The sequence below is a fragment of the Marinomonas maritima genome, from assembly GCF_024435075.2.
GTDB lineage: Bacteria > Pseudomonadota > Gammaproteobacteria > Pseudomonadales > Marinomonadaceae > Marinomonas > Marinomonas maritima.
Map to the genome: position 1 here is coordinate 408,662 of NZ_JAMZEG020000002.1, position 13,060 is coordinate 421,721.

Consider the following 13,060-nt stretch of genomic DNA (forward strand, 5'->3'; position numbering starts at 1 on the left):
TGAGTTACAACGCTGGAACGTGACTAATCAATCGTTTTAATAGGTCGTCAACGGATAATCCGGCGGCTTGGGCTTCAAAGGTAGTAATGATACGGTGGCGCAAGACTGGTAACGCAATTTGACGTACATCATCGGGTGTTACAAAGTCCCGTCCATCCAGCAAGGCATTTGCCCGTGCGCAACGATCGAGAGCCAATGTGCCGCGCGGGCTAGCACCAAACTCAATTAAGTTCGTTCCTTTGCCTGCCTCGCCTAAATAAAGCTCAGGTTGTCTCGTGGCCATGACCAATTGCACTATGTATTGCTCGACACTTTCTGACATATATAAAGACAAGGCCTTTTGTTGCAGTGCCAAAATATCGCTTGGTTTACACAAAGGCTGAGAGGTACTTATGGACGTTTTATGAAGATCCTGTTGTCGCACTAATCTTAGAACTTCTAGTTCGCTAGCGGCACTTGGATAACCAAGATTGATCTTCATCATAAAACGATCAAGTTGAGCTTCTGGTAACGGATAAGTTCCTTCTTGCTCAATCGGGTTTTGTGTCGCAATAACAAAGAACAAATCCGATAAAGTGTAGCTATGGTTACCCACAGTGACTTGTCTTTCGCCCATGGCTTCTAATAAAGCAGATTGAACTTTGGCAGGCGCACGGTTGATCTCGTCGGCCAGCACGATATCATTCATGATAGGGCCAGGGATGAAACTGAATTGTCCGGTTTCTTGTTGGTAAATATCAGAACCCGTAACGTCTCCAGGTAATAAATCAGGGGTAAATTGAATACGTTGGAAGCGGCTGTCGATGGCACTGGCCAACGCTTTGGCGGCGGTGGTTTTTGCGATACCTGGTGGCCCTTCTAGCAGCACATGACCATTCGCAATTAATGCGACGAGTAATTCATGAGTTAAGTCTGGTTGGCCGACGACGGCGCGATTTAGGTGGTCTTTTAATTGTTCAATTACAGCTACCATCGAACCTAGATTCCTTATACTTCTGTCAAAAAAAGTGTCAACGCAATATAATAGTCTTCATCTTATCGGATTCAAATCTTTACGCACAGAGTGATATCTGTAAGGGTAATGTAAGCACAGGAAGAAAAAATGGCAAAAGTGGTTTTAAATGTGGCTTTGTCCGCTTTTAAATATGAGGCTATGTATGCTGGTTCAGCGAAAAATCTGGTCGCGAGTAGCCTAGATGGACGTAAAGTACAGTTGCCTTTGTCCGCCTTTCAGCGTTTTGTAACGCATCAAGGGATCTACGGTGTGTTTGAAGTAGAGTTTGATGACATGAATAAATTGATTGGCGTCACTCAAATTCGATAGCACAGCTAAGATAAAGCATTCACCTAATCTCAATTGTCTAGGAGCCCTAACTATGTACCAACTTGCTCGCTCGTTACTTTTTAAATTAGACCCAGAAGTGTCTCATGAATTGTCATTGGATCTTCTTGCAGCAAGCAGTCGATTGGGTTTAAACAAGCTTTTAGGTGGATTACCATCTACGAAGCCCGTTGATGTGATGGGCTTGCGTTTTCCCAATGCAGTGGGTTTAGCGGCTGGATTGGATAAGAATGCAGACGCATTTGAAGCATTAGGGGCTTTAGGCTTCGGTTTTGTAGAAGTCGGAACCGTGACGCCTAAAGGGCAGGCTGGTAATCCTAAGCCACGTCTTTTTCGCTTACCTGAGTATGATGCGATCATCAATCGCATGGGCTTTAACAACAAAGGCGTGGATCATTTAGTGTCACGGATAAAGTCTCATCGTTATCCGGGTATATTGGGCGTGAATATTGGTAAAAACCTAACCACGTCTGTGGAAGATGCCGCGGCGGATTATTTAGCGTGCTTAGAAACGGTTATTCCTTACGCCGATTATATTACGGCAAACATTAGCTCGCCTAATACACCGGGGTTACGCAGTCTTCAATTTGGAGAAAGCTTGGCTCAGTTAATCGCGCCATTGGCGGCAGCTCGAGATCGCTATGAAGCCGAGCATGGTAAGCGTGTTCCGTTGGCCGTGAAAATTGCGCCAGATATGAGTGATGATGAAATTAAAATGGTCGCCGATACATTAGTCGAGCAGGGTGTTGATGGTATTATTGCAACCAATACAACGCTGTCTCGTGATGCTGTTTTAGGCCACCAGTTTGAAAAAGAAGCCGGCGGGTTGAGCGGTGCACCAGTTCGTGATGCATCGACACATGTGGTTAAAGTATTGTCAGAACACTTGAAAGACACACTGCCGATTATTGGAGTGGGTGGTATTTCAAGTGGCGCGGATGCGGTTGAAAAACTTCAGGCAGGTGCGAGATTGGTACAAATTTATTCTGGCTTGATTTATCAGGGTCCAGAATTGATTAAAGAAGCGATAGCAAGCACAGACGCTTATTATCGAGAGCGTGATTTAGGCATTTAAACAGATCGAATTGAAAAACAAGGTGTCCAGTGGGCGCCTTGTGTGGCAGGCGGAAAATGATTCCGCCTTCTTTTTATATCGAATATTCATTCAAATTTAAAAAAGTAATTTTAAAATGAGCACTATATTACAGACAACGGATTCAGCAAGTCAGGTTTACGCATTAGAGATAACCTGTCCTCTTGGATTGGAAAATGTCTTAGAAAAAGAACTGCATGATGAAGGCCTAACACAAACCCGTTTTGGCGAAGGGCAGGTTAAATTAACCACAGATTTAGAAGGCATGTATAAAGCGTGTCTTTGGTCTCGTGTTGCGACCCGAGTGATGTTGCCTATTGCCAATTTCAAAATCGATTCCGCCGACGATTTATACGACGCGGTAAAAGCAATTAATTGGTCTGAGCACATGTCAGCAACCGATACGATAGCGATCGATTGTCACGGCACAAACCATCATATTCGTAATACTCAATTTGGTGCGGTGCGCGCTAAAGATGCGATTGCGGATTATTTTGTAGAGCTATCTGGCGAGCGTCCTAGTGTTCAAAAAGAGCAGCCAGATGTGCGTATCGCTTTGCGTATTAAACGTGAAGTTGTCACGGTAAGCATCGATTTGTCGGGCGAAAGCATGCATCGCCGCGGTTATCGCCAACAAGGCAGTATGGCGCCACTGAAAGAAAACCTCGCGGCAGGCTTATTGATGCGTGCTGGCTGGGGAAGAGATTGCGGTTTAACGCAATTGATTGATCCTATGTGTGGTTCTGCGACTTTCTTGGTGGAAGCTGCAATGATGTCTTTGGACATTGCGCCGGGTTTAGGGCGCCAATACTGGGGCTTTAAGGGCTGGAAACAGCATGACCATCGTATGTGGCAGCAACTGATGGATTTTGCTAAAAATCGCAAAAAAGACCCAGCTGAACTAGGGCTACGTTTTCAAGGTACGGATCGTGATCAGAGAGCAATAGCGGCGGCGCGCGAAAGCATCAAACGTGCAGGCATGGTTGGTGTGATCGATGTTGCAATGACGCCTTTCCAAGAGCATGAGTTTGATATTAATCCAGAATTACCAGGTTTAGTAATTACCAACCCACCTTACGGTGAGCGGATGGGCGATGAAATGGCGCTGATTGCGTTATATCGCCAATTGGGTGAGTGGGTTGTCAGTCATGTGCGTGGATGGCAGTTTATGATGCTGACCAGTAATGACCATTTGGCTCGTCAAATTCCAGCACGACCCGAAAAAAGCACTCGTGTTATTAACGGGGGGATTGAGTGTCGTGCTTATATTTTCTCACTGTTAGAAGGCCGTATTAAAGAAGACGTTGTGGCGCAATCGGTGATGACGCCGGGTGCTCAGATGTTTGCCAATCGTCTGCAAAAAAATGTTAAAAAAATGAAAAAATGGGTCGATAGCAATAAAATCCAATGTTACCGAGTTTACGATGCAGACATGCCTGAATACGCCGTGGCGATTGATATCTATCAAGATTGGGCCCATGTACAGGAATATCAAGCACCGAAAAGTGTTGATCCAGAAAAAGCCAAGCAACGTTTATTTGAAGTGATGTCTGCGATTCCAACAGCGTTAAATATCGCAGAATCCAATGTGATTTTGAAGCAGCGCCAACGTCAGTCAGGCAAAGAGCAATATGAGAAATTAGATCAGTCTAAGCACGAAATGATCGTTGAAGAATACGGCTGTGATTTCATTGTGAATCTAAAAGATTACCTAGACACCGGTTTGTTTTTGGATCACCGACCAGTACGAAAACTGATTCAAGATCGTGCCAACGGTAAACGTTTCTTAAATCTCTTTTGTTACACCGCGACAGCGTCCGTTCATGCTGGACAAGGTGGTGCTCGCAGCTCATTAAGTGTCGACATGTCGAATACCTATACAGAATGGGCGCGCCGTAATATTGAATTAAATGAATTCTCTGAGCGTAATCATCAAGTCGAGCGTGCTGACTGTATCGAGTGGTTAAAGCAAAGTCGTGATGTGTTTGATTTGATATTCATGGATCCTCCGACTTTTTCTAACTCGAAAAAAATGGCCGATGTGCTAGATATTCAACGTGATCATGGTGATTTATTACGTTTAGCGATGGCTAGATTAGCAAAAGGCGGAGAGTTAATATTTTCGAATAACTATCGTCGCTTTATTTTGGATGCAGATCTAGAGCAAGAGTTCGAAGTGAAAAATATCACTCATGAGACCTTTGATCCGGACTTTGATCGTAATAGCAAAATTCATCAATGTTATGTTATTAAGCACAAGTCTTAGATTTAAATTGTGGATTTGATCTAATTTAAAAAAACAGTATGAATGCAGGTTGAAAGAACGATTTAACTTGCTGAAATTTGAAGGTTTAGAAGTTTTTACTATGAGAAAAAAAACATTTCGTCTGGTTATTAGTTGTCCTGACAGAGTGGGGATTGTGGCGGCGGTGAGTCAGTTCTTGAATGAGCGCCAAGGCTCTATCATTGAGGCCAGCCATCACACAGACATCGAGCAGAAGTGGTTCTTTATGCGCCATGATATTGATGCAGAAAGCCTGAATATTACGGTTGAAACCTTTCGGGAAGAGTTTGCGTCTATCGCGGAAGAATTTAATATGCGCTGGTATGTTAAAGACAGCGAAGATCGTCCTAAAGTGATACTAATGGCGACTAAAGAATCTCATTGTCTTAATGACATCATGCATCGTTGGCACACGGGTGAATTGAACTGTGAAATTGTTGGCGTGATTGCTAACCACGAAGCGCTTCGCTCTATGGTTGAGTGGTATAAAATTCCATATCACTGCATACCTGTGCCAAAAGAAAATAAGATGCCCGCGTTTCAGAAAATTGAAGCGTGTATCGATGACGCACAAGCGGACGCTATTGTGTTAGCTCGTTACATGCAAATTTTCCCAGAATATTTGTGTGAAAAATATCGTCATCGAGTCATTAATATTCACCACAGTTTCTTACCGTCTTTTATTGGTGCAAAGCCTTATCATCAGGCGGCGGTTCGTGGCGTTAAGCTGATCGGTGCAACCTGTCATTACGTGACAGCGGATTTAGACGCTGGACCGATTATTGAACAGGACGTGATTCGTGTACGTCATAGTCACGCTGCAGAAGACATGGTGCGTTTAGGAAAAGACATTGAGAAACTCGTACTGTCCCGTGGTTTACGCTATCACTTAGAAGATCGAGTGCTTGTGCACGGTAATAAAACCGTGGTATTTGCAGAATAATACTCGCTTTTCGCAAGCGTTATTGAAAGGGAAGGCTTGTGCCTTCCCTTTTTTGTGTCTGTTAGGTTTTTTATTGTTTCTTATCTTTTTGTAATCTTAGCGGCGTAAAATTTTTGTTATTGAAAAAAGTGTCTATAGTTAATGACAGTGATCAAAAAAGAGACGGCTTGGTGAGGTGGATTATGAAACTCAAGTTAACGCCAACTCAAAATCTATGTGTTGGCTATTTAGAATCTGGTTTTAAATTGATTCAATTAGGTGAACAATTTTATTTTATAAAAGGAGAGCGTCGTCAGAAAGTGTTGCCCAAAACGCTAGACGCACTGGTCAACAGAGGAGCACTTGCTCACACTGAACATGGACATTATATGTTGAGTGACGAATTTATCGAACATCGTAAACGAATGCGCGAAATGGACGAGCCGAAACCAGTCCATCATTAATGGTAGTGTTCTTGGTCTTATTTGGGCCCCATATCTTCTTTGCGGAAAATAATGGGGCTCTTTTTTATGCGCTGAGGTAATTATTCCCTCCCCTTATGTCTTCCAAGGGGAGGGCTAGGGTGGGGTTATTACTTTGTAACTTCACTGCCCATATTTTTTATCACCTTGCTCCAAGTTATATGGCGTTTCTATTCGAAACTAAACGCCTACCTCATCGAAACGCCACATAACTTTCCACGACCTTCAATTGCAGGCCTGCGTGAGGGAAGCGCGAATCAGATGTCTTTTATCTGATTCGCGCTGGCAGCTAACTAGAAAGTCTTTTAGTATCCATAGATAATCAGATTACATAGGTACGTTTGGAGGAATAAAATGTCGACGATTGTCAGTAAGGAAGAAGCACATAAGTTGATTGATCAACTCCCCGCCAATGCAACATGGGATGACCTGATGCAGGAAATATATGTTCGGGAAGCGATTGAAAAAGGGCTTGAAGATAGCAAAGCGTGTAACACAACAGGTGTTGCAGAAATCAGAAAAAAATATGGATTACCTGAATGAAAGTTCAATGGACCGCAACAGCAGCGGCTCATTTAGATTCCATTTTTACCTACATAGCCCAAGACTCAGAAACTTATGCATTACAAACTGTAGATCGAATCACGAGACGATCTCAGCAAATTGGTGAATTTCCATTATCTGGTCGAAAAGTTCTAGAGTATGAGCTTGATCAAATAAGGGAAGTATTTGTCGGTTCATATAGGATTATATATCGCATTATGGCAGAGCAAATTGATGTGATTGCCGTTATTCATGGAGCGACGAACGTACTGCAAGGTGATTCAGAATAGGAGGTCTGTACTGTAGATCGTAAACCAACATTCCCTGTAGGCCTGCATGAGGGAGGAACGACCGTAATCAGGCGTTAAAGACTCGCAGCCCAGCTGTCCTAATCGAAGCACTAAAACGATCTTCCGACCCTAAAATGTAGGTCGAGCCTTTAGGCCGACAATGTAATTATGCCCTCCCCTTATGTCTTCCAAGGGGAGGGCTAGGGTGGGGTTATTACTTTATGACTTCTCGGCCTATATTCGTGAACACCCAAACTCAACTAAGCTGCATTTGCTCTCATTCATTTCTATAAAGATATTTGCTTGCTAAAAATCACACAATATTTATATGGTTTTAGTTTTTAGTTTTTAGTTTTTAGTTTTTAGTTACTTGTATTGTGTAAGGAAATGGTCAGGGAAGATGAGTAGATTACGAGCATCAAATCCTAGATTGCAGCAATAAGTGACACACGCTTATTTAATAATACTTCAATTGGAGTGAGATAGTTTAGCGATTTTCTAGGTCTAAAATTGATTAACATTTGCGTGTCCGCAATGTCCTGTTCGGTGAGTTGACCTATGGCGAACCCTTTAGGATAAAAACGTCTCAATAGTCCATTGGTATTTTCATTGAGACCACGCTGCCATGAGTGATAGGGCTTAGCAAAATAGGTTTTACATTTCAGCGCTTTAGCAATGCTTTGATGACCTGCAAACTCGCCTCCATTGTCAAACGTAATGCTATGGCAAACATGTTTAAAAGGCTTTAACAATTTTTTAATGGCTTTAGAGACCAACTTTTTCGTCTTGTTCTTAACGCGACAGGTCAATAAAAGCTTGGTGACTCGCTCCGTCAACGTGACGAGATAGCCATCTTGGCCATAAACCGTATCTCCTTCCCAATGGCCTATTTCTTGTTTGTCATCAACCTCTTTAGGGCGCTGGTCGATATCGACTCGGTTAGGAATCAAGTGAGCGCCAGCCATTGTGTCTTTACGTGGTTTATAGCGCTTTCCTTGTCTTGCCAATTGATGCCTCCACCCTTGCGCAAACACAATGCTGTAGACGGTATTACAACAGACTTTTAGTGTTGGTATCTCTCTGGCTAACCGTCCTGCTATTTGCTCTGGGGTGAAGCTCAATTTGAGTGAGCCTTCCACTTTATCGATCAGTTCCTGACTTCGTTTTGTAAACTTGCGAGCCTGCATTCTGATCGTGGAGGCATGAGCGTGAGCCGCTTTAGCACAATATTTACTAGTGAGGCATCGCCTCAGTTCACGAGCAATCGTTTTATTGCTTCGCTCCATCTTTGTTGCGATGGTTCTTGCCGAAAACCCTAGTTCATTTAGACCTTCAATCTGGTATCGTTCTTTTAGCGTCAGTTGCTTATATTGGTTGTTCATTTTTGGACGACCTTGGTGGATTGTGTGAGAACTCGAAGCCTATAGGCAACTGACTCTCTTATCTATACCAAGTGTGTCGGTTATTGTTGAGATCTAAGCTAACAAGAATATGAAAGAGGACTCGCTAACCGCGCACGTTTTATGTGCGTATCAGTAATTTAAGAGCTCCTACTTCAATCAAAAATTTTGGAGTCTGTAGCACTTTTCCAACTCAGGTGCCCAAGACTCCAATCTATCTCATTTCAATTCCTTTCCCTCTCACTGCACGGATGGCGGTGTCTCTGTGAATAAATAACTCACCGCTTGTGCCAGTTTCGGGCTGACGTGTCCGCTGCGCAGTAATGCCCATAGTGGTTGTTTTGCTTCTGGGTGCTGGCTGAGTTCTGCGGCAATTTGTTTAAAGGCGATGTAGCCGTCTTCGCGGTGGGCTAGTTTTTCCATGATGATACGCAGCAGTTGCGGGTTTTGACCTAGCCAATGAGGGCATTTTGCGGCTAAGGCGGTGATAGGATGAAGATCGTCATCGTGACATTCTGCTAGGCTGCCAAGTAAACCAAATAGTGGCAGTAATAGCGTGTCGTCTAAATCGGTTCTTGATAAGGCGCGTAAGTAACTTGCCTGCATCAATGCGTCTTCTTCTGTTTGCAGTTGTTTTATCAGCGTATCTTGTAACGGGCTGGAAAGTGTTTCGTGTTCTAGGGCATGGCATAAGGCACTAACAACCGGTTTGGCGGCGTGTTGAATCGCTTTTTGTATGAGTGCTTGGTATTTGTCTTCGTCTACTCTAGCGGCGAGTTCCGCAATGCCTTGAAGTCCTAGTGTCTGCCAGCTGTCGTCTTGTTTTGTTAAGTCTGACGATAGGTGTTTAACAACGTTATCAAAGTAGTTTGAAGGTGCTTTGTGTAAGTCTTTACCGAGTTTTGCATGAAGGCTTGCCATGCGCTCTTGGTCTGGTTTGAATACATAAGGGCTGTCTTCAAGCGCTTCAGATAATCCTGCTTCTTCGCCTTTGTGTAGTATTTTATCGACGATGCTTTTAATGAAGTGATCGCGTGTTCCTAGGTTTAGGCAGCCAGCCTCGTCTAGAGGCAATTTGAGAAACCAAATCACGCCTTGTTCTACGGTGTCTTCTTTTGTCGCATTTTTGCTTTTTAACAAGCAAGCTAACCAAGCATGTTGGCGAAATGGAAAAGGGTAGGCTTGCTGTTTACGGTCAAATTGCACGGCTTGTTGTGGTGTTATTTTGCTAATGCTGCGGCCTAGGTCGTAGTAGGTTACATCGCAACCGACCATGTCGAATAAGTCTGAAAGAGATTCAATGTTGCTCATGATAAAGTATTGGCTCATGTTGCCGATAAGCGCTTTAGTGTGCCGTTATCGGTTTGCTTTTATGTGTGAGTTAAAGATACGTTATCTTACCGTTTTTTAAAGGGGAAATCAGGTTGAAAGAAGCCTTTTCTGCTCATCATGTTTTGGCCGATTTGTTGATAGATTTGCAAGTGGCGATGCAAGATTGTGGCGTTTGGGAATGTGAAGCGCCCACTCAAGCCCAGATGCAAAGTAGTGAACCTTTTTGCATTGATACGATGGCTTTCGAGCAATGGTTGAAATTTGTAATGATCGAACGTTTTAAAACAATGCTGGAAATGGGCACTGATTTGCCTGCGAGTTGTTATATATCACCGATGGCTGAAGATGCTTTTAAGGATCGAGACGCAGGAAAAGTGATTCATATCGTGAACTGTTTGAATCGAATTGATCGGCATTTAAGTGGCAGTTTGTGATCTCGGATCAGGTTAAAAACCCGTATGTAAAAGACCTTTGCTGGTTAGTGGAGGGGCATTATATTGAGCAAGATTTTAACCTTGTGCCGCATTGGGTAGCAGACGTTAATATAAGGCTGCTTGAATTAGATCGTGATCCTCGTGCGCTTGTTGCTGCTATTTCAGCCTGCAAGTCTCATTTTCTTGGCAGTTATTTTGAAAGTTTGTTTTCCTTCGCTATAGCGAATTTATCCGATTTAGTGGTTTGTTTGGAGCATTTTCAAATAGAGAAAGATGGGCAAACGCTTGGCGAAGTAGACATGTTAGTTGAAACGCCAAATGGAGAACTCCATCAATTTGAAATTGCGATTAAGTTTTATTTAGAACGGTCTGATCTTTATCCTCATGATTGGATTGGGCCTAACAAAAATGACAGTTTGCTGAAAAAGGTATCGAGAGCAAGAGAGCATCAATTATTAATTTTGCAGACAGAAAAAGGGCGTGAGGCGATTAGTCATGTTGCTAAGAATCGAATACCACATACAAATTTGTTGATGTTTGGGCGTTTATATTCTGCTTTGACGAGTCGTGAAAATATTGACCAGTGGCTCTCGCAAAATGAACGTGGTGGCTGGATACGAGTGTCTGACCTTTTTTTACTGATGCCCTATTTTTCCTACTTTTTCATCTTAGAAAAACCTCATTGGTTGGCGGCTCCAAACATTAATGATGATTTTTCTTTCTTTTCTCTGCAATCAACCTACAATCTTGTAGGCTATTTCCTACGTGATAATCGTCCTAAACACGCTTTTTTATGTCAGTCGCTTAATGAAACCAGTACGAAAAAACGTAGTGTGTTTATTGTCCCTGACTCATGGTAAGAGGTTAGACAGAATCTAATATCAAAATGCATCGAATATGTTTTAGTAGTATCAAATATAAATGACCGATTTATCAAAATTACTTCAGTGTAAAATGCCATTAGCTGCTTGGATAATAGATGTAGAGCAATCAAGTGTTCCGTGGTGCAATGGTGCTGCAGAAGCTTTATTGGCAGACTCTCTAGGTGAAATTAAATCAGGTCAGCGAATGATAGGGGAGGCGCTAAAAGCGCGTATTTCTCTTTATCTAGACGGAATAGAGGAGGGCAAGTCATTAACGTTTGATTGGCCCTTTATTTCCAAAGAAGGCATTCATTACAGTTGTACTGGGTCTGTTATTTCTCTAGGTCATAAGCGTAAAGGCTTATTGGTTGAAGCTCATCCCGTTATGACACCTCGTCTTTCTAGAGATGATCAAGACGTTGGGCTTTTGGCTCAATTTGAAACTCTGTCTTTTGCCATTTTTGACGAAAATGGTGTGTATTCCGATTCCAGTGAGTGTTTCAAAACGTATTTTGGCAACATAAATAATGTTCGAGACCTGTTTGCTGTGACGGACGCGGCGGATAGCTTTATGAGTCGTTTTACTCAGCAAGAAAGCTTGTCACAAGAAATTATACTTTCCACCCTTAGGGGTGTGCGTTGGCATAGAATAGAGGTCTCCCAGAATAAATCCACTCAGAAAATCTACTTACTTACTCATGATATCCAAGAAGATAGAGATCATGAAGTCGCTCTTTATCGTCTAAATAACTACGATAGCTTAACAACCTTACCTAATAGAAATTTATTATATCATCAGTTAGAAAATGCTTTAGTCAATGCGAGTAAGCGTCAGAGTGCGTTTGGTATTTTGTACTTAGATCTTGATGGCTTTAAGATTATTAACGATAATTTTGGTCACCGAGTCGGAGATGAGCTTATTCAGCGGGTTGCTGAGCGAATCAAAGGTAGTATTCCATCTGGTGCATGTTTGTATCGCTTGGGTGGCGATGAGTTTGTGGTGGTGCTGGAAAATATTGATTCTATTGAAGACCTAGAACGCATCGCAAAAAGTATTATGCAGAATGCGAGTAATACTTACCCTGTTGCGAAAATGGAAATGATGATTACGGCAAGTATTGGTGTTGCTAGTTACCCTCAGCATGCAAATGACGTCGATAATTTACTAAAGAATGCGGATGCTGCCATGTACCGTGCAAAATCCATTGCTCACAATATGTATTTTGTGTATGAAAATAAGATGGCGGATAACATCAATGCCCACCTTACGCTAGGTGGAGGACTACGCAAGGCAATAGAGGAAGAGCAGTTTGTTCTTCATTATCAACCTAAAATACGCCTTCCTGATGAATCGGTTGTTGGCGCCGAAGCGCTAATACGATGGTCTCACCCCGAGCTTGGTATGATCAGCCCAGATCAGTTTATCCCTTTGGCAGAAGAGAGTGGTTTGATTCTTCCTCTAGGTGAATGGGTTATTCGCAGAGCGTGTCGTCAGTTGCAAGAATGGCGAGAAGCGGGTTATCGTCCGATTAAGCTGTCTGTTAATTTATCCAGCAGACAATTTATGCAAGCAGATTTAGTTGATATGGTTCAGTGTATATTAGAAGAAACTGGTGTGGATCCTAAGTATTTTGAGCTTGAATTAACAGAAAGCATGTTGATGACGGATGCGCAGCAATCGATTGAAAAACTGCATGCTTTTCGTAAATTAGGTCTGACTTTATCCATTGATGACTTTGGTACGGGCTACTCATCGCTTGCGTATTTGAAAAAATTTCCGATACAAACATTAAAAATCGATCGGTCTTTTATTCATGATTTAGGATTGGATTGCGACAACGATGCTATTGTTAAAGCAACGGTTGCGATGGCAAATAGTTTGAATTTGAAGGTGATCGCTGAAGGAGTAGAAAATCGGACGCAAGTTGATATATTGAACAACTATCGGTGCCAAGAAGTGCAAGGTTACTTGTTTTCCAAGCCTTTAAGCAGTGTAGATTTTGCCTCATATATGGAAAATCATGGCTTTAATCAGTTAAGTGTCGCCACATAATCGGACTCTATAACCTCAGCGT

13 protein-coding genes are annotated in these 13,060 nt (G+C 42.6%); 10 read left to right on the forward strand and 3 right to left on the reverse strand.

Going from position 1 to position 13,060, the window contains the following annotated elements; translation table 11 throughout:
* Positions 1 to 4: 4 nt before the first annotated feature.
* On the reverse strand, positions 5 to 973 hold the full coding sequence (locus tag M3I01_RS07950) for an AAA family ATPase (RefSeq protein WP_255895266.1): 969 nt from the start codon (positions 971 to 973) through the stop codon (positions 5 to 7).
* A gap of 129 nt (positions 974 to 1,102) precedes the next feature.
* Between M3I01_RS07950 and M3I01_RS07955 the strand changes: the two genes are divergently transcribed.
* The 7 genes from M3I01_RS07955 (at position 1,103) to M3I01_RS07985 (ending at position 6,956) form a co-directional block, all read left to right on the forward strand.
* Positions 1,103 to 1,324 carry a DUF2835 domain-containing protein gene (locus tag M3I01_RS07955; RefSeq protein WP_255895267.1) on the forward strand — a complete coding sequence of 74 codons (222 nt, stop codon included), beginning with the start codon at positions 1,103 to 1,105 and terminating at the stop codon, positions 1,322 to 1,324.
* A 52-nt stretch (positions 1,325 to 1,376) separates the two neighbouring features.
* Positions 1,377 to 2,417, forward strand: a complete 1,041-nt coding sequence (locus tag M3I01_RS07960) for a quinone-dependent dihydroorotate dehydrogenase (RefSeq protein WP_255895268.1) — start codon at positions 1,377 to 1,379, stop codon at positions 2,415 to 2,417.
* Between the two features lie 115 nt (positions 2,418 to 2,532).
* Entirely contained in the window at positions 2,533 to 4,701 is a 2,169-nt protein-coding gene (gene rlmKL / locus M3I01_RS07965) for a bifunctional 23S rRNA (guanine(2069)-N(7))-methyltransferase RlmK/23S rRNA (guanine(2445)-N(2))-methyltransferase RlmL (protein WP_255895269.1), read from the forward strand.
* Positions 4,702 to 4,801: 100 nt separating this feature from the next.
* The gene (gene purU, locus M3I01_RS07970; protein ID WP_275565014.1) at positions 4,802 to 5,662 is read left to right on the forward strand and encodes a formyltetrahydrofolate deformylase; all 861 of its coding nucleotides are present in this window, start codon (positions 4,802 to 4,804) and stop codon (positions 5,660 to 5,662) included.
* 182 nt (positions 5,663 to 5,844) lie between these two features.
* Complete coding sequence (locus tag M3I01_RS07975) at positions 5,845 to 6,105, forward strand: formyltetrahydrofolate deformylase (RefSeq protein WP_255895270.1); 261 nt, start codon at positions 5,845 to 5,847, stop codon at positions 6,103 to 6,105.
* A 372-nt stretch (positions 6,106 to 6,477) separates the two neighbouring features.
* Complete coding sequence (locus M3I01_RS07980; protein ID WP_255895271.1) at positions 6,478 to 6,666, forward strand: hypothetical protein; 189 nt, start codon at positions 6,478 to 6,480, stop codon at positions 6,664 to 6,666.
* Positions 6,663 to 6,956: a type II toxin-antitoxin system RelE/ParE family toxin gene (locus tag M3I01_RS07985; RefSeq protein ID WP_255895272.1), complete on the forward strand. Its 294-nt coding sequence runs from the start codon at positions 6,663 to 6,665 to the stop codon at positions 6,954 to 6,956. The genes M3I01_RS07980 and M3I01_RS07985 overlap by 4 nt, the downstream gene beginning before the upstream one ends.
* Positions 6,957 to 7,381: 425 nt before the next feature.
* Here the strand turns inward: M3I01_RS07985 and M3I01_RS07990 are convergent, their stop codons facing one another.
* Together M3I01_RS07990 and M3I01_RS07995 are read right to left on the reverse strand one after the other, a co-directional pair.
* Positions 7,382 to 8,338 carry an IS30 family transposase gene (locus M3I01_RS07990; RefSeq protein WP_176335122.1) on the reverse strand — a complete coding sequence of 319 codons (957 nt, stop codon included), beginning with the start codon at positions 8,336 to 8,338 and terminating at the stop codon, positions 7,382 to 7,384.
* A 258-nt stretch (positions 8,339 to 8,596) separates the two neighbouring features.
* Positions 8,597 to 9,685: a DUF3549 family protein gene (locus M3I01_RS07995; RefSeq protein WP_255895273.1), complete on the reverse strand. Its 1,089-nt coding sequence runs from the start codon at positions 9,683 to 9,685 to the stop codon at positions 8,597 to 8,599.
* 95 nt (positions 9,686 to 9,780) lie between these two features.
* Here M3I01_RS07995 and M3I01_RS08000 point away from each other — a divergent pair, with 95 nt between their 5' ends.
* The 3 genes from M3I01_RS08000 to M3I01_RS08010 all read left to right on the forward strand — a co-directional run bounded on the left by M3I01_RS08000 (position 9,781) and on the right by M3I01_RS08010 (position 13,038).
* On the forward strand, positions 9,781 to 10,122 hold the full coding sequence (locus tag M3I01_RS08000) for a YqcC family protein (RefSeq protein WP_255895274.1): 342 nt from the start codon (positions 9,781 to 9,783) through the stop codon (positions 10,120 to 10,122).
* Positions 10,119 to 10,982, forward strand: coding sequence for a DUF1853 family protein (locus M3I01_RS08005; RefSeq protein ID WP_255895275.1), 864 nt, complete (start codon positions 10,119 to 10,121; stop codon positions 10,980 to 10,982). The genes M3I01_RS08000 and M3I01_RS08005 overlap by 4 nt, the downstream gene beginning before the upstream one ends.
* A 61-nt stretch (positions 10,983 to 11,043) precedes the next feature.
* Positions 11,044 to 13,038 (forward strand): putative bifunctional diguanylate cyclase/phosphodiesterase, encoded by a 1,995-nt coding sequence (locus M3I01_RS08010; protein WP_255895276.1) that lies wholly within the window; start codon positions 11,044 to 11,046, stop codon positions 13,036 to 13,038.
* Positions 13,039 to 13,060: the final 22 nt, after the last annotated feature.